The organism is Erwinia artemisiae (assembly GCF_051400835.1).
GTDB classification, from domain to species: Bacteria; Pseudomonadota; Gammaproteobacteria; order Enterobacterales; family Enterobacteriaceae; genus Erwinia; species Erwinia aeris.
This window is the reverse complement of sequence record NZ_JBLFFM010000004.1, coordinates 3841-29990: the sequence shown is the minus strand read 5'-3', so window position 1 is coordinate 29990 and position 26150 is coordinate 3841. Positions and strand designations below refer to the sequence as shown.

Here is a 26150-nt window from a genome sequence, read left to right as displayed (position 1 = left end):
GTAGAGTGTTAGCTATTGGAAAGCGAGAGAGTAAGAATAATGAAACTAATTAGATCGATTGCGCTTCTGGGCGTAATAAGTATGCTGAGCGGCTGTATTATTCATGACGGCTATCGCGGCCACCACCACGGCGGGCCGGGCTATCATCACGGCGGACACCATGGCCAGCACAGGGGCTGGTAAAGAATTATAAATGGGTGAAGTTCTTTCATCCTGAAAGCGGGCAAAGCCTGCACACGGCAATATAAAAATAAAATGCAGTCTTCAAGGCGGGTAATTACCCGCCTTCTTTTATTAGCTTTTAATGCTGTAATTACACTGATACCAGGCTTTCATTAACCCTGGCAGTCGACTTTCCTGCGGCTTTATCGGCTCGACTTTATCAAAGCCGCGCTCCGAGCAATAATGCTCGACATCCTGCTCCATGGCCGTTTTGTTTACCGTATCGGGATCGAAACGATAAAGCACGCTATTTACCGCAGGGTCTTCTGCTACCTTTTCAAAAGCGCCGGGCTTGTGGGAAGTACAGCCAGCGGACAGCAAAACAGCAAGCGCCAGCGCGCCAATTATTTTTTTCATCTTAACTCCTTTCTTTGCCGACGCATCTTACTTAAGCGGCACGGCGATACCATCGGAAAAAACCGCTTTTGCACTTCTTTAACCGTGATGCAATATTTTACCGATTGAATCGATTCAGGCTGCCGTGTAGCGCGAGGCGAAAATGAATGCCAATATACATCCAGACACAGCGACATGTCTGCGCAACACCAGGAATTTTATTTATAATTACAAAGATTTATGCCCGCGGCGAGCGGGCTTTTTTTTGCGCTAAATTCGGGAAGCGGACGCTATTATATTCGCTGCGCCCGCTGAGAAATTAACCTGAAGTGCCGTTATAAAAAGGCATGCGCTCAGTCGGCGCGCACGTCGACCAGCACCGGGCAGCTGGCTCGCTCAATAACGGCAGCGCTGACCGATCCTTTCAGCAGGCGATTAAAGGAAGAGAGATGGCGGCGACCCATAATAATCATCGCGGCGCCAATCTGGTTGGCGTGGGCTACGATAGTTTCGGCGGATTCGCCCGCCAGCACCCGCCCCGTAGCGCGAACGCCGCTGCCCTGTAGCTCCGCCAGCGCCTGGCGAACGGCGGCTTCCGCCGTGTTTTGCTCGTCCAGCGCGCTGCCGAAGTCGCCGGGATCTTCCCCCGCCTCAATAACGTAATCCGCCGTCGTGCTGGCATAGCTGGCGTCGACACAGCACAACACCACCACGTCCGCATCAAGCGCGCGTGCCTGCTCTGTCGCCAGGGAAACCACCTTGCGCGCCAGCGCCGAATTATCCACCGCCACTAAAAGCTTTTTCATTTGCCGCTCCTGTCAGTCACGTAAAGTCGCTTTGCCAATTTCATCCACCAGAGCCTCTTTGCACTTCAGGATCTCTTCGCGAAAGAGCGCTTCGTGCTTTTGAAAACGGGCAGAAGGCACCAGCAGGCTGATGGAAAAGCGTCCCAGTATGGTATCTATCGCTACCGCCATGGTGGAGATCCCTTCCAGCGTCTCGCCACGATCGTAAGAGAGACCGGTGCGGCGGATTTCCTGCAGTCTTTCCATCAAATCGGGATACGCTTTGACGGTCAGTTCGGTAATCGCTTCGTAGGCATCACCTACCCACGCCCTGGCCTCTTCGTCGCTGTCCAGCGCCAGCAGCGCACGGCCGCCGGAAGTGCTGTAAAGCGGCAGGTTCAGCCCGATGCGCGGCACCACGCGCAGCTCGCGATCGGCGACCACGTAATGCACGATAGCCAGCTGTAATCCGCTGGCGCGGGCCAGCGACACCGTTTCGCCCGTGGCGTCGCTCAACGCCTGTAGCCACGGCTGCACAATCGCCACCACATCGGTGTGCACACTGGCGATCAGCCGCAGCAGCGCCGGGCCAAGACGCACGCCGCCCGCGCCGTGACTGCGCACCAGCTGCACCGAATCCAGCGCGCCAACGATACGCTGCACGGTTGAGCGGGGCAGATCGACGGCCTGAGCGATTTCGCCCAGGCTCATGCCGTTGGGGCTGTCGCCCAACGCGTCCAGAATTTTTGCCGCGCGTGAGATAACCTGGATACCGCCGGTACGCTCCTCGTCGCGTAAAGCTGCAGGTTCAGACATGAGATCTCCTTCCTTGTTGATGGCGATACTGTAGCACTCTTTTCCCCTCTCCGGCAGGCTGTATCGCATTGCAATACAGTCAATCACCATGTAATATCTGCCGCCAATGTATCACAATGCAATACAGTGCATCACTTCATCTTTTCTTGCGGAGCACCGGCTATGAACGCTCAACCCGCAGCCCCGGCCACCCATCCTTTTACCCTGCGTCTGGCGCTGGGTCTGGTGGGCGTGCTGATTGCTGCGCTGACCTCAGGACTTAACGATCGCGTAACCGACTTAGCGCTGGCCGACGTTCGCGCCGCTATCGGTTTTAGCTACGATCGGGCGACCTGGATTACCTCGGCCTATCAGGCTGCCGAAGTGGCGGCAATGATGGTCGCGCCCTGGTTTGCAGTAACCTTTTCGCTGCGCCGCTTTGCGCTGGCCGTCGCGTTTGGTTTTGCGCTGGCCGGCATACTGCAGCCCTTTGCCGCGACGCCAGGGCTGTTTATCGGCCTGCGTGTTATCCAGGGCCTGTTCGGCGGCGCGCTGCCGCCGCTGCTGATGACGGTAGCGCTGCGTTTTTTGCCGCCGGGCATCAAGCTTTACGGGCTGTCCGCCTATGCCTTAACCGCCACTTTCGGCCCCAACGTGGCCGCCTCGCTGGCGGCTTTCTGGACCGATGCCGTCGGCTGGCAGTTTGTGTTCTGGCAGATTGTGCCGCCGCTGCTGCTTGCCGGCGTGCTGATTGGCTGGGGATTGCCGCAGGATCCGCTGCGCCTGGAGCGTTTTAAGCAGATAGATCTGTTCGGCATGCTGACCGGCTGTAGCGGCGTTGCGCTGATGGTGCTGACGCTGTCGCAGGGCGAGCGGCTCGACTGGCTGCAATCGCCGTTGATTACCGGCATGCTGTGCGCGTCCATCGCGCTGCTGGTAGCGTTTTTAATCAACGAGTGGTCGCATCCGTTGCCGCTGTTTAAATTGCAGCTGCTACAGCGTAAAAATTTAACGCACGGGCTGCTGGTGCTGGCTGGCGTGCTGCTGGTGGCGCTTTCCGGCTCCGCCCTGCCTTCGGCTTATTTCGCTCAGGTGGAAGGGTTCCGCACCGTGCAGTTTGCGCCGCTGGCGCTGGCTATCGGCCTGCCGCAGCTGCTGATTGCGCCTTTTATGGCTTTCCTGCTGAACCTGCGCTGGATCGACTGCCGCTGGATGCTGACCTGCGGCGCGGCGCTGCTCAGCGTGTCGTGCCTGATGGGCGCGCAGCTGACCGACGACTGGGCCAGGCAAAATTTCTGGCTGATCCAGTTGCTACAGGCTTTTGGGCAGCCAATGTTGATTCTGCCGGTGTTGATGAGCGCCACCAGCGTGATCCTGCCGCCTGAAGGGCCGTACGCCTCGGCGATGTTTAATACCGTGCGCGGCTTTTCCAGCGTGGCGGCCGGCAGCCTGGTAGAGAATTTTCTGACCCACCGGGAAAAGTTTCATTCACACACCCTGGTCGATCAGCTGGGCAATCGTCCGTGGCTGATGACGGCGGCGAACAGCGCCGATGCCTCCGCGATGAAGCCGCTGCTGCCGGACGGTTCAGCCAGCTCGGCCGAAAATTTAGGTCATTTCGCCACGCTGCTTAAGCACCAGGCGGTGATCCTCAGCATCAGCGACGCCTACCTGCTGCTGATCGGCTTCGCGCTGCTGCTGGTGCTGCTGACCGCCTGGCTGCCTAAACGTGTCTGGCCGCCGCAAACCCTTATTCAAACTCAAACTAAAGCCGTGAGATAATAACAATGTTCACACCTGCAAAAAGAACCTTAACGCTGGCCGCGCTGCTGCTGGTACTGCTGGGGATCGCCTTTTTCGTCTGGTCGGCCATGAGCCGCCATCAGGCCCGTACCGATGATGCCGTAGTGACCGCCGACTACACGGCCATCGCGCCGAAAGTTTCCGGCTATATTCGCACCGTTAACGTCGGCGATAACCAGCAGGTAAAAGCGGGCGACGTGCTGGCGACGATTGACGATCGTGACTACCGCGTCGCGCTGGAAACTGCCGAAGCGAACCTGGCGGTCAGCCAGGCTAAGCTGGCCAGCGTTCAGGCCCAGCTTGAGCAGCAGCAGGCGACCATTGCGCAAAACGACGCCGCCGTCGCGGCCAGCCAGGCGACCCTGAACTATGCCGGGCAGAATGCCGAACGCTATCGCCGCCTGCTGAAAAGCGGCACCGCCACGGCAGACGAGCAGCAGAAAACCAGCGCATCCATGCAGGAAGCGGCGGCGCAGCTGCGTCAAAGCCAGGCCGCCGCGCTGGCCGCCCGTAAAGAAGTGGGCGTGCTGGAAGCCAGCCTGCGCCAGGCTAAAGCGGATATCGCCGCGTCAACCGCCAGCGTCGATCAGGCGCGGCTGAATCTTTCTTATACCGTTATCACCGCACCAATCGACGGCGCCGTCGGTCAGCGAGCGGCACGCCAGGGCGCCTGGGTTGCCGCCGGGACGCGTCTGATGGCCGTGGTGCCGCTACAGCAAACTTACGTGGTGGCAAACTTCCTGGAAACGCAGCTGGCTGGCGTAGAGGCCGGTGCTGGCGTTACGCTGAGCGTGGACGCACTGCCTGGCGTCACGCTGCGTGGTCATGTGGATAGCATAGCGCCTGCCACCGGCTCGACGTTTGCCGCTATCGCCGCCGATAACGCCACGGGCAACTTCACCAAAGTAGCGCAGCGTTTGCCGGTCAAAATCCTGCTTGAACCGGGCCAGCCCGATCTGGCGCGCCTGAAGGTAGGTATGTCGGTGGTGCCGGAGCTGGCCCGCTGACCGGACGCGGGCGGTTTATTCAACGCCCGCGCGTAAAGCAGGCTCCTGAAAAAAAAGATAATTCCTGGGAATGCCGGCTTTATTTTGCCGCTCGGTGCGGGTAAATTAGCAGGCGTTCCTGTGACGGAAGCTGACGGCCTGAACCGGAAAACGCGGCGACGCAGGTTCTGGCTATCATCGCTTAAAGGAGTTTTTTCGTGAAATATGCATTAATGGGCATTTCGTTTCTGTTGCTGGCCTGGGCAGGCACCTTCTATTTGATGCTGTAGCCCGCCGGCTAACGAAAAAGGCAGGCGCCTGGCCTGCCCTTAACAGTTGTTCTTAACTACCCTGGTCCGCCTCGCTTTTTACCGTTCCCGGCAGAATACCGTCGGCGCGGAACATCGCTTTAATCCCTCTTACCGCCTGGCGAATACGGTCGCTGTTTTCAATCAGCGCAAAGCGCACGTGCGTATCACCGTAGTCGCCAAAACCGATGCCCGGCGAGACGCAGACCTTCGCCTCCTGCAACATATGCTTAGCAAACTCCAGCGAACCCATATGTGCATAGTGGTCCGGGATTTTCGCCCAGACATACATCGAGGCCTTGGGCATCTCCACCATCCAGCCCGCCTCGTGCAGCCCTTTCACCAGCACGTCGCGGCGGCGCTTGTACTGCTGCGCGATATCCCGCACGCACTGCTGATCGCCCTCCAGCGCGGCGATGGCGGCAACCTGCAGCGGCGTAAAGGTGCCGTAATCGTGATAGCTTTTGATCCGCGCCAGCGCGGCGACCAGCTCTTTGTTGCCGACCATAAAGCCGATACGCCAGCCCGCCATATTGTAGCTTTTGGAGAGCGTGAAAAACTCTACTGCCACGTCGCGAGCGCCCGGCACTTCCATAATCGAAGGCGCTTTCCAGCCATCATAGACGATATCGGCATAGGCCAGATCGTGGATCACCAGCACGTTATATTGTTTGGCCAGCGCGATCACGCGCTCGAAAAAGTCCAGCTCGACGCACTGCGCAGTAGGATTGGACGGAAAGCCAAGGATCATCATTTTGGGTTTGGGATAGCTTTCGCGAATGGCACGCTCCAGCTCGTTAAAGAAGTCCACGCCTTCCACCAGCGGCACGGAGCGCACCTGAGCGCCCGCGATAACCGCGCCGTAAATGTGGATGGGGTAGCTGGGATTCGGCACCAGCACGGTATCGCCATGATCGAGCGTAGCCAGCATCAGGTGCGCCAGCCCCTCTTTCGAGCCGATGGTCACAATCGCTTCTGACTCCGGGTCGATATCCACCTGATAGCGATCGGCATACCAGCGTGAAATTGCCCGGCGCAAACGCGGGATGCCGCGCGAGGTCGAATAGCCGTGCGTATCCTCTCGTTGCGCCACCGAGCAGAGTTTTTCAACGATATGGGGCGGCGTAGGGCCGTCCGGGTTGCCCATGCTGAAATCGATAATATCTTCGCCGCGACGGCGCGCCGCCATCTTCAGTTCGGCAGTGATATTAAAAACATAGGGCGGAAGGCGTTCAATACGGGAAAATCGGCGTGCGGATATGTTGTCAGCCATAAAGACCTCTGAGTACGTTAGCGCCCGGAACCGTCCGAGCGACGCTGACCAGAAAATGGTCGAAGAGCCAACATAGCGCAGAGTTCGCCAGGCTGTCGAGCCGAATTAATCTGATTCCAGCTTGCCGAACAGCCAGTCGTCAACCCACTCGCCGCGCAGCAGATAATTTTCCCGCAGCGTGCCCTCAAGCCGGAAGCCGTTTTTTTCCAGAACGCGTCGCGAAGGCCAGTTGCCCTCCACCACCTGCGCGGTCAGCTTGTGGAAGCGACACTGGCTGAGCAGGTAAGCGGCCATCGCGCCAAGCGCCTCGCTGCCGTAGCCCTTGCCGGTATAGCGGTTCAGCAGCGAGTAGCCGACTTCGGCCTGCCGCCAGGGCGTCCATTCCGCATTCGCGCCTATCAGCCCTATCGCCTCGCCGCTTGCCCGCAGCCGCACGGTTAAACAAAGCATATGCAGGCTGGTTACCTGCCAGGGCTGTAGTCGGGTCTGAAAGCGCTGCCGGATATCCGCCAGCTGCGGGACGGCGCTGATAAACTGCATACTGACGGGATCGCTGTGCACCTCGTGGAACAGCGACCAGTCTTCCGGCTGGAGCTTTTCCAACAGCAATCTTTCGGTCGTTAATTGCATGATACATCCCCTTTTTGTTACCAGGGTTTCCCCTTTTCACCCAGGCTTTGCAGCGAGGCTACCTTGATACCTTACGCACGGCTAATCGTAACAAAATTGATCCAGACAGGGATTGACTGAAATCGGCGCGCGCTTGCCTGGCGCATCCCGCTCGCTTTCCTTATTATGTCGCTACTGTTTCTCCGCCAGCCGAGGCGCCCGTGCATTCGATGTTTGAGATGTTGCTTGCGGTATTAGATCGCGCCGCTCTTATGCTTATCTGCCTGTTTTTTATGACACGCACCCGTCATTTTCGTCAACTGTTACAGAAAGATGAGCACTCACGTCAGGAGCTGGTGGCGGTAACGGCTATCTTCTCGCTGTTCGCGCTGTTTGGCACCTGGAGCGGCATCAACGTTGACGGCTCGCTGGTGAACGTGCGCACCATCGCGATTATGGCTGGCGGTATCCTGTTTGGCCCGTGGGTCGGTATTGTGACCGGCGTGGTGGCCGGGCTGCACCGTTTTTTAATCGATGTCCACGGCGTCACCTCGGTGCCCTGCCTGATCACCAGCATTATCGCGGGCGTTGCCGCAGGCTGGATTAACCTGAAGGTCGCCAAAGCGCGGCGCTGGAGCGTCGGCATTATCGGCGGCATGCTGTGTGAGTCGTTGACGATGATCTTGATCCTGGTCTGGGCCAGACCTTACGCGCTGGGCCTGGCGATCGTCGAAGAGATCGCCGTGCCGATGATCCTGGGCGCGGTCAGCATCGGCCTGATCGTGCTGCTGATCCAGAGCGTCGAGGGCGAAAAAGAGGCGATAGCCGCCCGTCAGGCCAAGCTGGCGCTGGATATCGCCAATAAAACGCTGCCGCTGTTTCGCCAGGTCAACAGCCGTTCGCTGCGTAAAGTCTGCGAAATTATTCGCGACGATATCAGCGCGGATGCGGTTGCCATCACCAACAAAAATCAGATCCTGGCCTATGTTGGCGTTGGCGAGCAGAATTACCGCGAAGGCGACGACGGCATCAGCCCGACCACGGCCAGAGCTATCGCCAATGGCGAAATCATTATCCGCAACAACGATGAGGCGCACCGCACGCCGGAAATCCATTCAATGATTGTGATCCCGCTGCGGGAGCTGGGCGAAGTCACCGGCACGCTGAAAATTTACTATCGCCACGCGCACCGCATTACCTGGTCGCTGCGGGAAATGGCCATCGGTCTGTCGCAAATTATCTCCACGCAGCTGGAAGTTTCCCGCGCCGAACAGCTGCGTGAAATGGCGAATAAGGCCGAGCTACGCGCGCTGCAAAGCAAAATAAACCCGCACTTTCTGTTTAACGCGCTGAACGCCATCTCGTCGTCGATCCGCCTGAATCCCGATACCGCCAGGCAGCTGATCAGCAACCTTTCGCGCTATCTACGTTACAACCTGGAGCTGAACGACGACGAAATCATTGATATTAAAAAAGAGCTTTATCAAATCAAAGATTATATCGCCATCGAACAGGCGCGTTTTGGCGATAAGCTGACGGTCATTTATGAAATTGACGAAGACATCAGCTGCTCGCTGCCCAGCCTGCTGATCCAGCCGCTGGTGGAAAACGCCATCGTGCACGGCGTACATCCCTGTCGCGGCAAAGGTGTGGTCACCATCAGCGTGCAGGATGCGGGCGAGCGGATACGTATTGCGGTGCGCGATACGGGCAACGGCATCAGCGAAGAGGTGATCCAGCGCGTGGAGCGCAACGAGATGCCCGGCAACAAGATTGGCCTGCTCAACGTGCATCACCGCGTCAGGCTGCTTTACGGCGAGGGGCTGCATATTCACCGTCGCCATCCGGGCACCGAAATTGCTTTTTATATCACCAAAAAAGGGGCGACTCTGCCCGAACGTGTTTCACTGACGGCTTAGGGCCGCATTCACCGGGAAAGCGATGTGAAAGCCATTATTGTCGAAGACGAATTTCTGGCGCAGCAGGAGCTGAGCTGGCTGATCCGCCAGCACAGCCAGCTGCAAATCGAGGCCACGTTCGACGACGGGCTGGACGTGTTGAAATATCTGCAAAACCACCAGCCGGACGTCATCTTTCTGGATATTAATATTCCGTCGCTGGATGGCGTGCTGCTGGCGCAAAATATCAGTAAATTCGCCCATCGTCCGCATATCGTTTTTATCACCGCCTATAAAGAGCACGCGGTAGAGGCCTTCGAGCTGGAGGCGTTTGACTATATCCTTAAGCCCTACCATGAAATGCGTATTATCACCATGTTGCGCAAGCTGGAAAATACGCTACAGCAGGCCGCTTCCGGCGGCACAGACAGCCCGCGTAGCCAGGTGCATACCATTAACCTGACGCGGGACGAGCGCATTATCGTGACGGATATCAACGATATTTATTACGCCGAAGCCCATGAAAAAATGACATTTGTTTATACGCGGCGGGAGGAGTACGTGATGTCGATGAATATCACCGAATTTTGCAGTCGGTTGCCCGAAGAGGCTTTTTTCCGCTGCCATCGTTCTTACTGCGTGAATCTGAGCAAAATCCGCGAAATCGAACCCTGGTTTAACAATACCTATATTCTGAAGCTGCGCGACCTGGAGTTTCAGGTGCCGGTCAGCCGCAGTAAAGTGCGGGAGTTCCGCCAGCTGATGCGGCTGTAAAAAAGGCCGGAAAACCGGCCTTTTTTGCTTACAGAATGGTGCCTAACGTCTGACGCAGATGCGCGCCCGCGCCCAGCAGGCCAGGCTTTTCATGCGTAATCAGGTAGACAGGAATATTCTGCACGTAATCTTTAAAACGGCCCTTGTCTTCAAAAGCGGCACGGAAACCGGAGGCTTTAAAGAATTCCAGGAAGCGAGGCACGATGCCGCCAGCGATATAGACGCCGCCGAAGGTGCCCATGGTCAGCGCCAGGTTACCGCCGAAACGGCCCATGATCACGCAGAACATCGCCAGAGCGCGACGGCAGTCGGTGCAGCTGTCGTCCAGCGCGCGCTGAGAAACGTCCTTCGGCTTCAGGTTCTCCGGCACGCGGTTGTCGGCTTTGACAATCGCGCGGTAAAGGTTGACCAGGCCCGCGCCGGACAGCACGCGCTCGGCGGACACGTGGCCCAGCTCTTCGCGCAGCACTTCCAGGATCAGATCTTCCTCTTCGCTGTTGGCGGCGAAATCCACGTGGCCGCCCTCGCCCGGCAGGCTCACCCAGCGTTTATCCACATGAACCAGATGCGCCACGCCCAGACCGGTTCCGGCGCCGTAGACGGCGACCGGTTTGTCTTTAACCGGCGTCGTGCCGCCAAACTGCATCACGTCCTGCTCGGTCAGCATCGGGATCGCCATCGAAACGGCAGTGAAGTCGTTGATGATCTCAAGATGATCAAAGCCCAGATTCGCCTTCATCTTGCTGGTGGAGAAAGCCCAGTCGTGGTTGGTCATATCCACCCAGTCATCGGTGATCGGGCAGGCGATGGCGATGCAGCCATCCGTGACATCCTGCTGCTGCTCGGCAAGATAAAAACGGATGACTGCCTCAAGGCTATCGTAGTCTGCTGTGGAGAACGTTTTGGCTTGTGAGATGGCACCGTTCTCGACTTCGCACAGTGCCAGGCGCGCATTGGTGCCGCCTACATCACCTACCAAAGCATACTTAGTCATTATTGTTTTGCTCCGCTTACGTCATTTGTACACACTATAAATTTCCCCCACTCAAACAACAACGCCCAACCCTCACGGGCGAACGTAAAATCGCGCTGCGACCGACTACCTTACCTGCACTGGCCGCAATTTCCCACGGGCATCAATCTGAATCTGGCGTCTGAATCCGTTATCAGATTTTTCAGGACGCGTTGCGCTTGTCCAGCGCCGCCGTTACCGCCTGCAAAAGGGGCGGCACATCCAGCTGCGGCAGCATAACCTCCACCAGCGAGAGACGCGAGGTCTGTTCAATCACTTTTACCACTTCCTGCAATTGAGCGCTCTCTTCTACCCGCCAGCTTTGCGCCTCGCCGCGCGTGCTCAGCGCCTGCGGCAGCTGTGTCCAGTTCCACTGAGCAATGTCATTGTAGCGCTGATGCTCGCCGTGAATAGCCCGCTCAACAGTATAGCCGTCATTATTAAGAATAAAGACGATCGGTTTCAGGCCGTCGCGCAGCATCGATCCCAGCTCCTGGATGGTCAGCTGGGCCGCTCCGTCGCCGCAGAGCAAAATCACGCGCCGCGCCGGACAGGCGAGCTGTGCGCCCCAGGCGGCGGGCAGCGTAAAGCCGATCGATCCCCACAGCGGCTGACAGATAAAGGTAACGTCTTCAGGCAGCCGCAGCGCCGCCGCGCCAAACGCGGCCGTGCCCTGATCGGCCAGCACGATATCGCCGGGACGCAAAAAGTCCTGCATGATGCGCCAGAACGCATTCTGACTCAGTGCGCCAGCGGTCAGCTCGGGCAGCGCCGGCGGCAGCGCCTGCACATCGCGCCAGCCTTCGCCATAGCGTGTTGCCAGCTGATGCAACACGGCAACGGCATCCTTCATGGCGATCTGACTGAACGTCTGTGTACCAACCCGGCAGCGATACAGGCCAATATCAATATTACGTAGCGGATCGATATGCTGGGTGAACCCGGCAGTGATGGTATCCGTCCAGAGCGTGCCGACGGTGATCACCACGTCGCGCTGTTCGATATGCCGCTGCGTATCGCCCGCGCTGGCGGCGCCTGAGTAGGTGCCGACAAAGCCCGGCTGCTGTTCCGGCAGCACGCTTTTGCCCATCAGCAAGGTTGAAAAAGGCAAAGCCGTTGCCGTTACCAGTTTATGCAGCGGCTCACGCATTGCGGCGCGATCGGCAAGAAAATCGGCCAGCAGCGAGACGCTTTCAGCTTCCGCCAGCAGGGCTTCCGCCGCCGCGCTGAAGGAATCCAGACTGCTTTGCAGCGATTCGGCCCGGTAAGTCAGCGTGCCGATGGGGGGCTGGATGGGCGCTTCCGCCACGTCCGTGGGCATAAAGAGGTAAACGGGACGATGTTCGCGCAGCGCGGTAATCAGCAGTCGATCGATTTCCGCCGCCGCGTTTTCCCTGGTCAATACGGCCTGTGCCACGGTGACCTCACGGGCAATGCGTAGAAAATGCGCGTAGTCGCCGTCGCCCAGCGTATGGTGCAGCAGTAGCTTCTCTTCCTGCGCCGCGCTGGCTGGCGCGCCGACGATATGAATAACCGGCAGATATTCGGCATAGCTGCCCGCCACGCCGTTTAAGGCGCTCAGTTCACCCACGCCGAAAGTGGTGAGCAGCGCCGCCGCGCCGCGACAGCGCGCATGGCCGTCGGCGGCATAGGCCGCGTTCAGCTCGTTGCTGCTGCCCGCCCAGGCAATCTTTTTGCTGGCGATAACGTGATCCAGAAACTGCAAATTGTAATCGCCCGGCACGCCGAACAGATGCCCGATGCCGATCTCCTGCAGACGCAGCAACAGATAGTCTCCAACGCTTTGCATGGCTTTCTCCTCTGATAGGTTGTAATGAGTATTGCGCATTCTTTGCGCGCCATGTGAAATCCGTCGTCTCTCGCGATGGCAAGCAAAGATGACGCCTGAGACTTTTCCGCAAGTTGCGATCCGCCGCGCGAACCGGTTCGGTGTAACCGTATACACTGCTATGCTCATTTTGCCTTTCCTTCTGAGCACAGGAACTTTTCATGGTTTATCAGCCTGACAAAAATCGTTACCAGACAATCAGTTATCACCGCTGCGGCCGCACCGGCCTGAAGCTGCCCGCCGTCTCGCTCGGCCTGTGGCATAACTTTGGCGACAGCACGCTGGTAGAGAACAGCCGCGCGCTGCTGCGCCACGCTTTCGACCAGGGCATTACCCATTTTGACCTTGCCAATAATTACGGCCCGCCGCCCGGCTCGGCAGAAGAAAACTTCGGTCGCATTCTGCGTCAGGATTTCGCTTCGCTGCGCGACGAGCTGATTATCTCTTCCAAAGCGGGCTATACAATGTGGGACGGGCCTTACGGCGACTGGGGCTCACGTAAATATCTGATCGCCAGCCTCGATCAGAGCCTGAAGCGTATGGGCCTGGACTATGTCGATATTTTTTATCACCACCGTCCCGATCCGGAAACGCCGCTGGAAGAAACCATGACCGCGCTGGATCACCTGGTGCGCCAGGGGAAAGCGCTTTACATCGCGCTTTCTAACTATCCGGCGCAGCTGGCGGCGGAGGCCATTGCCATCCTGAAGCAGCTGGGCACGCCCTGTTTGATCCACCAGCCGAAATACTCCATGTTTGAACGCGCGCCGGAAGACGGCCTGCTGGATGTGCTGCAGCAGCAGGGCGTGGGCTGTATCGCTTTTTCACCGCTGGCGGGCGGCGTGCTGACCGATCGTTATTTGCAGGGCATTCCGGAAGATTCACGCGCCGCCAGCGGCAGCCGTTTCCTCAGCAGCGAGCAGCTGACGCCGGAGAAGATGGAGAAAGTACGGCAGCTGAACGAGCTGGCGCAGCAGCGCGGCCAGAAACTGTCGCAAATGGCGCTGGCCTGGGTACTGCGCGGCGGTCGCGTCACGTCAGTGCTGATCGGCGCCAGCAAAACCAGTCAGATAGACGATGCCATAACGATGCTGAACCAGCGCGAATTCAGTCAAAGCGAGCTGGATCGCATCGACGCGATCCTCGCCTGATCCCTTTGCCGCCGCGTCCTGCGGCGGCCTGTTTTACTGACATTTCCTTTAACACTTTTTCGACACTTTTAGGAATTAGCCAGGCGAAACCCCTGCGCTCTCCTTATAATACTGGCATCAGGGCGGAGCAGTTGTGCCGCTGATAAGGAGAGAAAATGAAACATCTATTGCTTATTGCCGCTTTGCTGGCAGGTTCAGCCTTACACACAGCACAGGCTGACAGCGCCCGGATTATGTTAGCGCCGGGCGTTTCGCTTCATCTGGGCGATCGCGATCGTCACGGGCGTTACTGGGACGGCGGCCGCTGGCGCGAAGGCCACTGGTGGCGCAACAACTATCGCTATGGCGAAGGCCGCTGGTGGCGCCATGAACAGTGGCGCCGTCAACAGGAGATGCGTCAACGGCATGAATGGCGACGCGACCAGCGCTGGCGCGACCACGAAAGGCAGCGCGAATGGCGTCACGAGCGGGATCGTCACCACGACGGACGCTGGTAAAAAAAAGGGTGCTCACAGGAGCACCCTTTTTCACTTGTTGCTTAGCGTCTCGCCTAAAGCTCCATCGCCATAGATATCAGCAGATAGAAGTTCAGCGCCACCACCACCACCACGATAACCTTGCCTGCCGCCTGCATCAGGCGCGAGTTCACCAGTTCGCCCATCAGCTCGCGGTTGCCGGTAAAAGAGAGCAGCGGGATAAGCGCCAGCGCGATACCGAAGCTGAGCAGCACCTGGCTCATCACCAGAATGCGCGTCGGCTCCCAGCCTGCCAGGATCACGATAAACGAGGGCAGCATCGTCACAACGCGCCGCACCAGGAGCGGAATACGTATGTGGATAAAGCCCTGCATTACCACCTGCCCCGCCATCGTTCCCACGACGGTGGAAGAGAGTCCGGCCGCCAGCAGGCTCAGACCGAAGACTACGGCCGCCGCACGGCCCAGCAGCGGATCGAGCGTCAGATAGGCCTGATCCAGATCCGCGATGCCGGTATGGCCGCTGAAGTGAAAAGCCGCCGCCGCCGTCGCCATCATCGCCAGATTCACAAATCCCGCGATGGTCATGGCGACCGCCACATCCAGTTTTGTCGAGGAGTAGCGCTCTGCGCGGCTGCCGCCGTCAGGGCTTTGCGTTAAGGAAGAGTGCAGATAAATCACGTGCGGCATAATCGTTGCGCCCAGCACGCCCGCCGCCAGCAGCACCGCATCGGCGGTCGGCAGCGTCGGCACGGCAAGGCCCTGCATCAGATCCATCACTTTTGGCTGAGAGAAAAACAGCTCGATCACATAGGCCGCCGCCACAAACAGCAGCAGGCCGCCGATGACCAGTTCCAGCGGCTTCTGGCCCCGGCTTTGCAGCATCAAAATCAGGAACGTCACCACGCCCGTCAGCACCGCACCCTGCAGTAAACTGACGCCAAAGAGCAGCTTAAAGCCGATAGCCGCGCCGATAAACTCGGCCAGGTCGGTGGCCATGGCGATAATTTCCGCCTGGATCCAGTAGAACCATACGGCAGGACGCGGAAAGCGATCGCGGATATGCTCCGCCAGATTTTTGCCGGTGGCGATGCCCAGCTTCGCGGACATTAACTGGATCACCATCGCCATGATATTGGCCCAGACCACCACCCACAGCAGCTTATAGCCATAGGAAGCGCCAGCCTGGATATTGGTCGCGAAGTTGCCGGGATCGATATAGCCAATCGCCGCAATAAAAGCGGGCCCCATCAGCGCAAATTTGATTTTACGGGAACTACGGACCGTCTGCTCCGCGGTGCGGCCTTCAAACATCGTCTTACCCCTTAATACACCCGAGGAAGGTATTGTCATTCAAATGATAATGATTATCAACATCATTTGTACTGGTTAAACTTATCGCTGTAATAGCCTACGCTAAAAAGTATAGCCTTTGCTATACCCAAAGGTAGCGTTTCGTGTGGCCGATTTGTAAGCGATAAACTTACTTTAGGTTAAAAAGTATTCCCCCACAAGTTGACGGGTGGTTTTTTAAACAGTATCAGGATGTGACAGGAAAGCAGAATGTCGATTTAAGCCGATAGGAATTTATTATATTGAGGCTTTAGTCTCGTTTTTCTGCAACTTGTTACATAGAATGTGCAGCGAAATATAACAGCCTTCAAATTTGGAGCACTCATGTCCCGCATTCTGCATTTTGCTTTGGCGCTGGTGGTGGTGACGTTACTGGCCTTACTGGTCAGCAGCGATCGGAAAAATATCCGCGTCCGTTTTATTATTCAGCTTCTGGTGATCGAGGTGCTGCTGGCCTGGTTCTTCCTGAACTCCGAAATCGGCTTAGGGTTTGTCAAAGGCTTTGCCGGCTTCTTCGACAAGCTGCTGGGCTTTGCCGCTCAGGGCACCAGCTTTGTCTTTGGTGGCATGAACGATAAAGGCCTGGCGTTCTTCTGGCTTAACGTACTCTGCCCTATCGTCTTTATCTCCGCCCTTATTGGTATTCTGCAACACTTCCGTATTCTGCCCGTGGTTATCCGGGCAATCGGCACCGTGCTGTCAAAAGTCAACGGCATGGGTAAGCTGGAATCTTTTAACGCGGTAAGCTCGCTGATTTTGGGACAGTCAGAAAACTTTATCGCCTATAAAGATATTCTGGGCAAAATGTCGCAGCGCCGCATGTACACCATGGCCGCTACGGCGATGTCGACCGTATCGATGTCCATCGTCGGCGCCTATATGACCATGCTCCAGCCGAAATATGTGGTGGCCGCGCTGATCCTGAATATGTTCAGCACCTTTATCGTGCTGTCGTTGATCAACCCGTACCGCATCGAAAACGAAGAAGACCTGAAGCTGAACGATCTGCATCAGGGACAGAGCTTCTTTGAAATGCTGGGCGAATATATCCTTGCCGGTTTCAAAGTGGCGGTCATCGTCGCCGCGATGCTGATTGGCTTTATCGCGCTGATCTCCGCCGTCAATACGCTGTTTGATACGATTTTTGGTATCAGCTTCCAGGGCGTGCTGGGCTATGTGTTCTATCCTTTTGCCTGGGTAATGGGCGTGCCCGCCAGCGAAGCGTTGCAGGTCGGCAGTATCATGGCGACCAAGCTGGTTTCCAACGAATTCGTGGCGATGATCGACCTGCAAAAAATTGCCGGTACTCTGTCGCCGCGCGGCGAAGGCATCCTTTCCGTGTTCCTGGTTTCTTTTGCCAACTTCTCCTCTATCGGCATCGTGGCGGGCGCTATCAAAGGCCTGAACGAAGAGCAGGGCAACGTAGTGTCGCGCTTCGGCATGAAGCTGCTGTACGGTTCGACGCTGGTTAGCGTGCTCTCCGCTTCCATTGCAGGCCTGGTGCTGGGCTGATAGCGGTCTGGCTCGATAAGAAAGGCGAATCTCCGGGTTCGCCTTTTTTTTGCGTATCGTCTCGCAGTAAAACATTTTATGTCGCGCATCCGGGAAGATCGCCTTTAACCCATAATAAAAGTAATGCTATAAAGCAGCCCATGAGACTCAGGATGAGGATTTGTTATGGCGGGCTGCCACTATGAAATCTTACATAGCGAGCTGCAGGGATTTGATGTCTACAGGACGATGGATATCAGATTTATGTTTGCTGCCCAGGTAAATCGGCAGATGACTTTCCGATTGGCCTTTTTTGCGAAAGCGGCAGCCGAAATACCGCTACTCATAAAGCTGTTCGGTGATGAAGTAGCTGACGCCAACCAGGCCGTCGTCAGCTTTTACAACCTTGAAGCACAGGATAATCCCGACTGCGATATGTTCGACAGGCCGCCAGCCGCCGCCGCGCTTACGCTACATGAAACGCTGTTTTTTTACGCGTCTCTGATTGACATCATTCTGCAGGTTGCCAGGCGAGAAAACATACAACTCCTGGCCTTCCAGGCGTATACTCCTCAACTGATTAAAGTTTACGATCGGCTGGTCAGGCAGCAGGCTGGCCCGCGCAACCTCAGGGTATTTAAAGAAGGAGCGAACTATGTGCTACAAACGGACAATTGAAACCCCAACCCAACATATTGATTTCGACGCTATCCGCATGCAAAAAAAGGCAATGATTAGGCAGCTCCTGCAGGCGAAGAAAAAAGCGGAACAGGCAGGCGAGATAGTCAGCAAGCCTTTTAAGATGGGTGACTGAAAGCTTTTGCCTTTCCTGACCCGCCTTTCGCGGGTCGGTTCGATAAGCCTCCCAGGCTTCCGGCGCGCCGCTTGCTTCGCGTTATTTTCTTAGTCAGCACGCCTTCCCTTTTAATCAGCACGCCGCAGCATTCAGCCAACATACCTCAGCGTTAAATCAGTGCACCTCAGCGTTTAGCCAGCATCTCGCCCGTTTAGCCAATACACTTCAGCGTTTAGCCAGCACCTCGCCCGTTTAGCCAATACACTTCAGCGTTTAGCCAGCGGCTCGCCCGTTTAGCCAACACACAGCAGCGTTTAGCCAGCATCTCGCCCGTTTAGCCAATACACTTCAGCGTTTAGCCAGCGGCTCGCTCGTTATGCGCCAAAAGCCGCCTTCGCCATAGCTGTTTTTTAACTTTCCTCAGCACATATAAGAATTTCACAGCTTACGTCTCTGAAAGTAGGGTTCCTTCTACACCCTTTTCTGCCCGCCCACTTCGGAGAATTCAGGATGAGCATTCAGTTTCTTGGCATGATCGGCCATCGCCTGGCCTCGGAAATCATTCCGCCCAGCGGCCCCATTTTTAACAAACAGTATATCGCCGACTTCGCCCGCGCCCATGAACAGGCCGGTTTCGATCGCGTTCTGGTCGGTTACTGGTCAGATCAGCCCGACGGCTTTCTGGTCACCGCCCACGCGGCGGCACATACCTCAAAAATAAAGTTCCTGCTGGCGCACCGTCCCGGCTTTGTCTCCCCTACCCTTGCCGCCCGCAAGCTGGCGACGCTGGATCAGCTGACCGATGGCCGCCTGGCGGTACATATCATCAGCGGCGGTAACGATGCCGAACAGCGTCGCGACGGTGATTATCTTAACAAAGCCGAACGCTATGCGCGCACCGATGAGTTTTTGCAGGTACTGAAAAACAGCCTCACGGCCGAAGCGCCTTTCGACCATCAGGGCGAGCTTTATCAGGCTGAACAGGCTTTTTCCGCCGTCAAGCCGCTACAGCCGCAGCTGCCGGTCTATTTTGGCGGTTCCTCGCCGGAAGCGATTAGCGTGGCGGCGAAACATGCCGACGTTTTTGCACTGTGGGGCGAACCGCTGGCGGGCGCGGCCGAAACCGTGCGTGCGGTACGTGCCGCCGCCGCTCGCCATGGTCGACAGATCGGTTTTAATATCTCTTTCCGTCCGATTATCGCCGCGACCGAAAAAGAAGCCTGGGAAAAAGCGGAGTATATCCGCGAAACGGCCCGGCAGAAGCTGCTCGCTACCGGCCACGACTTCGGCCTGCCAAAGCCGCAGAGCGTCGGTGCGGAACGGCTGTTCGCCGCTGCTAACGAAGGCGATCGCCTGGATAAAAATCTGTGGACCGGCATCGCCAAACTGGTCGGCGGCGGCTATAACTCCACTTCGCTGGTCGGCACGCCGGATCAGGTTTCCGACGCGCTACTGGATTACTACAACCTGGGCATCGAAAGCGTGCTGATCCGGGGTTTCGATCCGCTCAACGACGCGCTGGAGTATGGCAAAGAGCTGATCCCGCTGACGCGCGAAAAAGTTGCGGCGCGCCGTGTCGCAAGGAGCGCCTGATGCGTCTGGTCGTCGCCATCCTGCTTTCGGTTATGGCTGGCGCCGCTACGGCGGCAGAAAAAGTGACGCTGCGCCTGGGTGACGTTAAGGGCGATCGCTTTATTTCGCTACGAGAGTCCGGCGAGCTGAATAATTTACCTTATGAGCTGAAACTGACCTCATTTGACTCCGGCGCGCCGGTGCAGGAAGCGCTGAATGCTGGCGCGCTGGACGTAGGTTTTACCGGCGATCTGCCTTTCCTGTTTGTCTATGCCGCCGGCGCGCCGGTGAAGGCGGTAGGCGCATGGCAAAACAATCCCGACAGCATCGCCCTGCTGACGCGGCCAAACAGCGGTATCCACAAGCTGAGCGATCTGAAAGGCAAACAGATTGCCGTCAATCGCGGCGGCTGGGGACACTATCTGGTGCTGGGGCTGCTTGAGCGCGCCGGGCTGAAGCCCGCCGACGTTAAGCTGCGTTTTCTTGGCCCGGTCGATGGCCGCGCCGCGCTGGCCAGCCATGCCGTAGATGCCTGGGCGACCTGGGAACCCTATGTCTCTTCGGCCATCGTGGTGGATAACGCGGTACTGGTGCCGCAGGGCGGCGGCAAGGGCATTCTTTCCGGCTATTCCTATGCGCTCGCCCGCGAGGAAGCGTTAAAGGATCCGGCTAAACGCCAGGCGATCGCCGATCTTCAGGGCCGACTGGCCAAAGCGCAGATCTGGGCGATACAGCATCCGGCAGCCTTTGCCGACGCGCTGAGCAAATCGCTGGGGATGCCGCCCGCCATTACGCAGCGCTGGATCGCCAACGCGCAGATCCGTCCGGTCAATTTCACGCCCACGCTGGCGGATTCGCTCCAGCATTCCGCCGACTTTTTCTTACGTTACCGCGTGCTGCCGAAAGCGGTGAATGTCCGCCAGGCTTTCGATTATCAGCTGGCGGGCCAGGCTAATCAGGCGGCCGCCGGATTAACACAGCCTGTCGGGGAGAACAGCCATGAGTAACCTTCAGCACCATCGTTTGCGCGCCTTTGTCGGCGCTCTGGCCGCGCTGCTGGACACAAAGCCTCCAGAGCAGCGCGTGCTGCAAGAAGGCAGCGAGCTGCTAAAACACCTTATCCGCCACGATGACTGGCTGGCTGAGCCTTTTGCGCAGCCCGATCCGCAGCGCTATCAACAATATCTGCTGTATGCCGACGCGCAGCAGCGCTTTTCTGTTGTCAGTTTCGTCTGGGGAGCGGGCCAGTCAACGCCGGTGCACGACCACCGGGTCTGGGGGTTAATTGGCATGCTGCGCGGCGCGGAAGTTGCGCAGCACTTTCGTCGTGATGAGCAAGGCGCACTCTTGCCCGAAGGCGAGCCCGTTCGCCTGAATGCTGGCGACGTAGAGGCCGTTTCGCCTGAGGTGGGTGATATCCACCGCGTCAGCAACGCTTTTGCCGATCGCCCCTCCATCAGCATTCACGTTTACGGCGGCAATATCGGCGCGGTGAAACGGGCCGTTTATGACGAGGACGGCAGCGAAAAACCGTTCATCTCCGGCTATAACAACGCTTTTTTACCAAATATTTGGGATCTCTCACATGGCTAAGCAATCACTGCCTTTACGTCACTACAGCGATATTCGCTACGCCCTGCTCCAGCGCCAGGAAACTGCGCTGCTGGACGTGCGGGAAGAGGCTTATTACGCCGAAGGCCACCCGCTGTTTGCCGCTAATATTCCCTTGTCGAAGCTGGAACTGGAGATAATTAACCGCGTCCCACGCCTGGCGACGCCCGTCACGCTGTATGACAACGGCGAAGGCCTGGCGCAGGCCGCCGCCGAAAGGTTAATCGCGCTGGGCTACAGCAACGTGGCGCTGCTGGCGGGCGGCCTGCAGGGCTGGATCGAAGCGGGCGGCGAAATCTTTATCGACGTCAATTCGCCGAGCAAGGCGTTTGGCGAACTGGTCGAAAGCCGTGCCCACACGCCTTCGCTGCCCGCGCAGGAGGTCCATGCCCTGCTGCAAAGCGGTGAGCCGGTAGTGGTGCTGGACAGCCGCCGCTTTGACGAATATCAGACCATGAGCATTCCGGGCGGCATCAGCGTGCCGGGCGCCGAGCTGGTGCTGCGGGTCAGGGATCTGGCCCCGTCGCCGGAAACAAAAATTATCGTCAACTGCGCCGGACGCACTCGCAGCATTATCGGTACGCAGTCGCTGGTCAATGCGGGCGTGCGTAATCCGATTTATGCGCTGCGCAATGGCACCATTGGCTGGACGCTGGCCGGGCTGGCGCTGGATCATCAGCAGAACCGCCGTTACGGCGAGGTGAGCGAGACCGCGCAGCTTCAGGCCGCACGCAGCGCCCGGAAGGTTGCCGATCGCGCTGGCGTCAGGCAGATTACGCTCGCTGATTTGACCGCTTTGCGGCAGCAAACCCAGCGCACGGTTTATCTGTTTGACGTGCGCGACGCCGAAGAATACGCAGCGGGTCATTTACCCGGCGCTCGCCACGTGCCGGGCGGCCAGCTGGTGCAGGAAACGGATCACTATGCCAGCGTGCGCGGTGCAAAAATCGTGCTGGTTGACGACAAAAAAGCGCGCGCCGATATGAGTGCCTCCTGGCTGGCGCAGATGGGCTGGGACGTTGCGGTTGTGGATAATGTCAGCCGACAAGATTTTATCGAGCACGGCGACTGGAAACCCACGGTGCCACCCCTGCCCGCCCTGCCGGAAGTGGAGCCAGCCGGGCTGGCCGCATGGCTGGAAGCGGGCGACACGCAGGTGCTGGATTTCACCACCAGCGCGAACTATGTGGCGGGCCATATCCCCGGCGCGTCCTGGCTGCAACGCTCGCTGCTGACGCGGACGGGCAGCGCTGCGCTGCCATCGGCAGAGCGTTACGTGGTGACCTGCGGCAGCAGCCTGCTGGCTCGCTACGCCGTGGAAGAGCTGTCCGCGCTGACGCAAAAACCGGTAACGGTTCTTAAAGGCGGCAACGCAGCCTGGCGAGCTGCCGGTTTACCCATACAGCAGGGTGAAACAAGATTGCTGCAACCGCGGGACGATCGCTACCGTCGCCCTTATGAAGGCACCGACAACGCCGCCTCTGCGATGCAGGCCTACCTGGACTGGGAATATGGCCTGATTTCGCAGCTGGATCGCGACGGCACGCACGGTTTTAACGTCCTTACGCCCTCCGCCTGACTTTGCCAGGCCGTGTTGAAGCGGCCTGGTTTCCCGTCCGCCGCTTTTCTGCCCCGTTGGTCGAATCGGTTTAGCACTTTCGTTTTTTTTGACTATGCTTATTCCTTAACGGTCAGAAATCACCGAATCCGTTGTAAAAATCATTGTTATTCATTCTGTTGCCGAGCGAACTCCGGTTCCTGCGGCAGCATAATTCATTTATCACCGGCATTCTTGCTGGTTCAAGAGGAGAGCCTATGTCGACGACAAATCGCCCCCAACCTCCACTCCCAGAACAACAGCAAACATGGCCGGGAGCGACTAACGAAATGCAGCCCGTTCCCGATCACGGCGAAGCCAGCTATCAAGGCTCCGGCCGTCTGAAAGGTAAAAAAGCCATTATTACCGGTGGCGACTCCGGTATCGGCCGCGCCGTGGCTATCGCCTATGCTCGTGAAGGCGCGGACGTGCTGATTTCCTATCTGGACGAGCACGAAGATGCGAAAGAAACCGCGCGCCTGATTGAAGAAGCGGGACAGAAAGCAGTACTGGTGGCTGGCGACGTGACCGAAGCGGAACACTGCAAGGCTATCGTCAGCAAGGCCGTGGAAGCCTTCGGCGAAATCAATATCGTGGTCAATAACGCCGCCTTCCAGATGACCCGTGAGTCGCTGGATGAGATCAGCGATGACGAGTTTGACCGCACGATGAAAACCAATATCTATGCCATGTTCCGCATCTGTAAAGCGGCGGTGCCGCATATGCCTGCGGGCGGCTCTATTATCAATACCGCCTCGGTTAATGCCGATCAGCCCAAGCCGAAACTGATTGCCTATTCCGCCACCAAAGCGGCGATTATCAACTTTTCCGGCAGCCTGGCTGCTCTGCTGGCGGATAAGGGTATTCGCTCCAACGCCGTGGCCCCTGGCCCGATCTGGACGCCGCTGATCCCTGCCACGATGCCGACCGAACAGGTTAAAAACTTCGGCAGCGAAGTGCCGATGCAGCGCGCCGGGCAGCCTGCCGAGCTGGCACCTGCCTATGTGATGCTGGCCAGCGACGAAGCCAGCTATATCTCCGGCGCGACCATTGCCGTCACCGGCGGCGTTGCCGTCATCTGATCGTCTGGCTATGGGGCTGCGGCTCCATAGCCTTCTCGCCCGTTCTCTTCCCGCTTTCCTGCCCGGACGGCCTCGTCACGCCCTAAGGACAGAGAACGGACGTCTTTTAAGGAGCGAAGATGAAAGCCTATCCCTTACGGCTGACGCTGCCGATTGCCACCCATATCTTCGGTGGCGAACTGATTAAAACCCGCCTCGCCAAAACGGGCCTGCCTGACGGACGCATAGCGGAAACCTGGGAAGTTAGCGATGTGGAAGGCATGCGCGCCACCGTTAAAAACGGCGACTATGCCGGTATGAGCCTGCACGAGCTGACCGAACGCTATCCCGACGAGCTGGTTGCGCCCGGCTGGCGCGGCCCGCATTTCCCGCTGCTGAGCAAATTTATTGACGGCACCGGGATGCTGCCGGTGCATCTGCACGCCAACGATGAGGCAGCGCAGCGCCTTGAGCAGCAGCCCAACGGCAAAAGCGAGGCCTGGCATATTTTATGGGCCGCGCCCGGTGCCAGCTGCCTGGCAGGCATCAAGCCCGGCGTCAACCAGCCACGCCTGCGCGCTGCTCTGCTGGCTGAAGAATACGACGAGGTAATGGAACGCTATCCGGTTAAAACCGGCGACACTTTTTATGTGCCGGGCGGCATGCTGCACTCTTTCGGCCCGGATACGCTGATTTATGAAATTGAGCAAACGTCCAATATCCAGCAGCACGCCATGCCGTGGCAGATGGAGGACGGCAGCAAAATATCGCCGCAGGAGCGGGAGAAGAACATCGACGCGCTGCTGGCGGAGCTGCGTCCGGAGCTGACCACGCGGCCGCATCAGGGCCTGACCGTGGAAGAAAACGATCGGGTCACGCGGCTGTTTTGCTGTGCCGGGCCTTATTTCGCGCTGGAACGCTGGCGGGTTTCCGCCGCCTGTGACTACAGCTTCACGCGCGCGCGCATTATTTCCAACCTGGGCGAGCCGCTGCAAATTGAGGCGGCGGGCGAAAGCTGGACGTTGGAACGCGCGGAAACGCTGCTGCTGCCCGCCGCGCTGGGCAAAGTCACTTTCAGCACACCCGGCGAGTTCCTGGTGGGCTATGTGCCGGATCTGGAAGCCGAAGTGAACCAGCCTTTGCGGGCGCGCGGTTATGATGAGCAGGCTATCGCCATGCTCGGTGACGTCAAAGATCAATTACGTTAGGAGTGTTTTATGCTGCCCTGTTCTCTGCACGGCAAGGCGAACGATGCGCCGGTTTTCGTCCTGCTGCACTATTTAGGCGGCTCTGGACATACCTGGTATCCGACCATCAGCTGGCTGGACGAGCACCACCGCTGCGTAACGCTGGATACGCCAGGCTTTGGCGCAGCGACCAATATTCCCGGCTATGACGTAGCGTCGATGGTAGCGCAGTTCGACGAAAGCATTCGTGCACTGCAGCTCAACAACTGTATCCTGGTCGGTCATTCGATGACCGGAAAAGTCGCCCTGGCGCTGGCGGCGCGTCGGCCAGACTATCTGAAAGGACTGATTCTGGTCGCGCCTTCGCCGCCCGGCCCGCAGCCGATGAGCGAGGAAGATCGCCGTAGCCAGATTAACTATGGCGGCAGCCGGGAAGAAGCGGAACAGTTTGTGGATACGGCAGCCAGCGAGCGTTTGCCCGATGTGGTGCGCGAGATAGCTATCCGCGACGCCCGCCGCGCGAATCTTAACGCCTGGCGTGCCTGGCCTGAAGCAGGGAGTCGGGAAGACTGGTCGACGCGTATCGGTACCGTCGACTGTCCGGCCTTGTTGATCGCCGGCTCGGCCGACGATCAGGTGCCTTCTGCTGAAGATCAGCAGAAAATGACGCTCTCGCACCTTCCCGCCGGGCGGCTGGAAGTGATTGCGGGCGCGGGCCACCTGATGCCGCTACAAACGCCACAAGAGCTGGCTGAAAGAATGCTGACCTTCGCCGCCACGCTTTAACCTGCCCCAGCGGAGACGGACGTCTCCGCTCTTTCTCAATCACTGGCGCGCGTTTTGTAAACGGGATTAGCGTAATCTTCCATATTAATGCCGTCGTTGCGGCGTTCTCAGGAGAAATCCGTGGAGCTGGTCTTACGGAAGATCTAACCCAGATTTTAGCTGCGGCCCCTTGTTCAGCTATTCAGCTGGAGGATTTAACGCATTTACAGGATTAAGGCCCGATTTATCAGGTAACAGGCAAAACAGGATCGGGAGCTGATAAGCAGAACGGATAAACAGAAGAAAAAAACAGGGATGCGGCTGCGCAAGCGCTGCCAGAAACAGAGAAGGACGAAAGAAGTGATTGGTGGAGATAAGCGGGATCGAACCGCTGACCTCTTGCATGCCATGCAAGCGCTCTCCCAGCTGAGCTATACCCCC

General features: G+C 58.0%; 26 protein-coding genes and 1 tRNA gene. 18 read left to right on the top strand and 9 right to left on the bottom strand.

The window, feature by feature from the left end; all coding sequences use genetic code 11:
* Window positions 1-39 precede the first annotated feature (39 nt).
* Window positions 40-183, top strand: a complete 144-nt coding sequence (locus ACMGEE_RS10745; protein WP_253461313.1) for a hypothetical protein — start codon at window positions 40-42, stop codon at window positions 181-183.
* 111 nt (window positions 184-294) lie between these two features.
* On the opposite strand, the gene ACMGEE_RS10740 is transcribed toward ACMGEE_RS10745, so the two are convergent.
* The 3 genes from ACMGEE_RS10740 to ACMGEE_RS10730 form a co-directional block, all read right to left on the bottom strand.
* Complete coding sequence (locus ACMGEE_RS10740; protein ID WP_436830018.1) at window positions 295-579, bottom strand: hypothetical protein; 285 nt, start codon at window positions 577-579, stop codon at window positions 295-297.
* A 332-nt stretch (window positions 580-911) separates the two neighbouring features.
* Window positions 912-1364 carry a universal stress protein gene (locus ACMGEE_RS10735; RefSeq protein ID WP_125290848.1) on the bottom strand — a complete coding sequence of 151 codons (453 nt, stop codon included), beginning with the start codon at window positions 1362-1364 and terminating at the stop codon, window positions 912-914.
* A gap of 12 nt (window positions 1365-1376) precedes the next feature.
* Window positions 1377-2159 (bottom strand): IclR family transcriptional regulator, encoded by a 783-nt coding sequence (locus ACMGEE_RS10730; protein ID WP_253459558.1) that lies wholly within the window; start codon window positions 2157-2159, stop codon window positions 1377-1379.
* Window positions 2160-2321: 162 nt separating this feature from the next.
* Here ACMGEE_RS10730 and ACMGEE_RS10725 point away from each other — a divergent pair, with 162 nt between their 5' ends.
* From ACMGEE_RS10725 to ypdK, 3 genes are all read left to right on the top strand, one after another.
* Window positions 2322-3920, top strand: a complete 1599-nt coding sequence (locus ACMGEE_RS10725; protein ID WP_369895764.1) for an MFS transporter — start codon at window positions 2322-2324, stop codon at window positions 3918-3920.
* 5 nt (window positions 3921-3925) lie between these two features.
* On the top strand, window positions 3926-4948 hold the full coding sequence (locus ACMGEE_RS10720; protein WP_301253310.1) for an HlyD family secretion protein: 1023 nt from the start codon (window positions 3926-3928) through the stop codon (window positions 4946-4948).
* Window positions 4949-5145: 197 nt separating this feature from the next.
* Window positions 5146-5217, top strand: coding sequence for a membrane protein YpdK (gene ypdK, locus ACMGEE_RS10715; protein ID WP_125290871.1), 72 nt, complete (start codon window positions 5146-5148; stop codon window positions 5215-5217).
* A 52-nt stretch (window positions 5218-5269) separates the two neighbouring features.
* On the opposite strand, the gene alaC is transcribed toward ypdK, so the two are convergent.
* The gene (gene alaC / locus ACMGEE_RS10710) at window positions 5270-6508 is read right to left on the bottom strand and encodes an alanine transaminase (RefSeq protein WP_436830017.1); all 1239 of its coding nucleotides are present in this window, start codon (window positions 6506-6508) and stop codon (window positions 5270-5272) included.
* A 105-nt stretch (window positions 6509-6613) separates the two neighbouring features.
* Window positions 6614-7138 carry a GNAT family N-acetyltransferase gene (locus ACMGEE_RS10705; protein WP_253459546.1) on the bottom strand — a complete coding sequence of 175 codons (525 nt, stop codon included), beginning with the start codon at window positions 7136-7138 and terminating at the stop codon, window positions 6614-6616.
* Window positions 7139-7356: 218 nt separating this feature from the next.
* On the opposite strand from ACMGEE_RS10705, the gene ACMGEE_RS10700 reads away from it, so the two are divergent.
* Both ACMGEE_RS10700 and ACMGEE_RS10695 read left to right on the top strand, forming a co-directional pair.
* On the top strand, window positions 7357-9036 hold the full coding sequence (locus tag ACMGEE_RS10700; protein ID WP_301289833.1) for a sensor histidine kinase: 1680 nt from the start codon (window positions 7357-7359) through the stop codon (window positions 9034-9036).
* Window positions 9037-9060: 24 nt separating this feature from the next.
* Window positions 9061-9789: a LytR/AlgR family response regulator transcription factor gene (locus ACMGEE_RS10695; protein WP_253459540.1), complete on the top strand. Its 729-nt coding sequence runs from the start codon at window positions 9061-9063 to the stop codon at window positions 9787-9789.
* Between the two features lie 28 nt (window positions 9790-9817).
* On the opposite strand, the gene glk is transcribed toward ACMGEE_RS10695, so the two are convergent.
* The gene (gene glk, locus ACMGEE_RS10690; protein ID WP_125290855.1) at window positions 9818-10783 is read right to left on the bottom strand and encodes a glucokinase; all 966 of its coding nucleotides are present in this window, start codon (window positions 10781-10783) and stop codon (window positions 9818-9820) included.
* 181 nt (window positions 10784-10964) lie between these two features.
* The gene (locus tag ACMGEE_RS10685; RefSeq protein ID WP_436830016.1) at window positions 10965-12611 is read right to left on the bottom strand and encodes an alpha-keto acid decarboxylase family protein; all 1647 of its coding nucleotides are present in this window, start codon (window positions 12609-12611) and stop codon (window positions 10965-10967) included.
* A 200-nt stretch (window positions 12612-12811) separates the two neighbouring features.
* On the opposite strand from ACMGEE_RS10685, the gene mgrA reads away from it, so the two are divergent.
* Window positions 12812-13801, top strand: a complete 990-nt coding sequence (mgrA, locus tag ACMGEE_RS10680) for an L-glyceraldehyde 3-phosphate reductase (protein ID WP_436830015.1) — start codon at window positions 12812-12814, stop codon at window positions 13799-13801.
* Window positions 13802-13956: 155 nt separating this feature from the next.
* Window positions 13957-14298, top strand: coding sequence for a DUF2502 domain-containing protein (locus tag ACMGEE_RS10675; RefSeq protein ID WP_253459530.1), 342 nt, complete (start codon window positions 13957-13959; stop codon window positions 14296-14298).
* A gap of 53 nt (window positions 14299-14351) precedes the next feature.
* Here the strand turns inward: ACMGEE_RS10675 and ACMGEE_RS10670 are convergent, their stop codons facing one another.
* Window positions 14352-15590 carry an Nramp family divalent metal transporter gene (locus tag ACMGEE_RS10670; RefSeq protein WP_436830014.1) on the bottom strand — a complete coding sequence of 413 codons (1239 nt, stop codon included), beginning with the start codon at window positions 15588-15590 and terminating at the stop codon, window positions 14352-14354.
* A 363-nt stretch (window positions 15591-15953) separates the two neighbouring features.
* Between ACMGEE_RS10670 and ACMGEE_RS10665 the strand changes: the two genes are divergently transcribed.
* The 10 genes from ACMGEE_RS10665 (at window position 15954) to ACMGEE_RS10620 (ending at window position 25730) form a co-directional block, all read left to right on the top strand.
* The gene (locus tag ACMGEE_RS10665; RefSeq protein ID WP_253459524.1) at window positions 15954-17141 is read left to right on the top strand and encodes a NupC/NupG family nucleoside CNT transporter; all 1188 of its coding nucleotides are present in this window, start codon (window positions 15954-15956) and stop codon (window positions 17139-17141) included.
* Window positions 17142-17411: 270 nt separating this feature from the next.
* Window positions 17412-17798 (top strand): hypothetical protein, encoded by a 387-nt coding sequence (locus ACMGEE_RS10660; RefSeq protein WP_394150330.1) that lies wholly within the window; start codon window positions 17412-17414, stop codon window positions 17796-17798.
* Complete coding sequence (locus ACMGEE_RS10655; RefSeq protein WP_253459520.1) at window positions 17776-17934, top strand: hypothetical protein; 159 nt, start codon at window positions 17776-17778, stop codon at window positions 17932-17934. The genes ACMGEE_RS10660 and ACMGEE_RS10655 overlap by 23 nt, the downstream gene beginning before the upstream one ends.
* A 492-nt stretch (window positions 17935-18426) precedes the next feature.
* Entirely contained in the window at window positions 18427-19509 is a 1083-nt protein-coding gene (locus ACMGEE_RS10650; protein WP_369895769.1) for an LLM class flavin-dependent oxidoreductase, read from the top strand.
* Window positions 19509-20495 carry an ABC transporter substrate-binding protein gene (locus ACMGEE_RS10645; RefSeq protein WP_436830013.1) on the top strand — a complete coding sequence of 329 codons (987 nt, stop codon included), beginning with the start codon at window positions 19509-19511 and terminating at the stop codon, window positions 20493-20495. The genes ACMGEE_RS10650 and ACMGEE_RS10645 overlap by 1 nt, the downstream gene beginning before the upstream one ends.
* Complete coding sequence (locus tag ACMGEE_RS10640) at window positions 20488-21081, top strand: cysteine dioxygenase family protein (RefSeq protein ID WP_436830012.1); 594 nt, start codon at window positions 20488-20490, stop codon at window positions 21079-21081. The genes ACMGEE_RS10645 and ACMGEE_RS10640 overlap by 8 nt, the downstream gene beginning before the upstream one ends.
* Window positions 21074-22678 carry a rhodanese homology domain-containing protein gene (locus tag ACMGEE_RS10635; RefSeq protein WP_436830011.1) on the top strand — a complete coding sequence of 535 codons (1605 nt, stop codon included), beginning with the start codon at window positions 21074-21076 and terminating at the stop codon, window positions 22676-22678. The genes ACMGEE_RS10640 and ACMGEE_RS10635 overlap by 8 nt, the downstream gene beginning before the upstream one ends.
* Window positions 22679-22914: 236 nt before the next feature.
* The gene (locus ACMGEE_RS10630) at window positions 22915-23778 is read left to right on the top strand and encodes a glucose 1-dehydrogenase (protein ID WP_125290865.1); all 864 of its coding nucleotides are present in this window, start codon (window positions 22915-22917) and stop codon (window positions 23776-23778) included.
* Between the two features lie 119 nt (window positions 23779-23897).
* The gene (locus ACMGEE_RS10625; protein WP_436830010.1) at window positions 23898-24965 is read left to right on the top strand and encodes a class I mannose-6-phosphate isomerase; all 1068 of its coding nucleotides are present in this window, start codon (window positions 23898-23900) and stop codon (window positions 24963-24965) included.
* Between the two features lie 9 nt (window positions 24966-24974).
* Complete coding sequence (locus ACMGEE_RS10620; RefSeq protein ID WP_301253329.1) at window positions 24975-25730, top strand: alpha/beta fold hydrolase; 756 nt, start codon at window positions 24975-24977, stop codon at window positions 25728-25730.
* A 344-nt stretch (window positions 25731-26074) separates the two neighbouring features.
* On the opposite strand, the gene ACMGEE_RS10615 is transcribed toward ACMGEE_RS10620, so the two are convergent.
* Window positions 26075-26150 (bottom strand) — tRNA-Ala (locus ACMGEE_RS10615).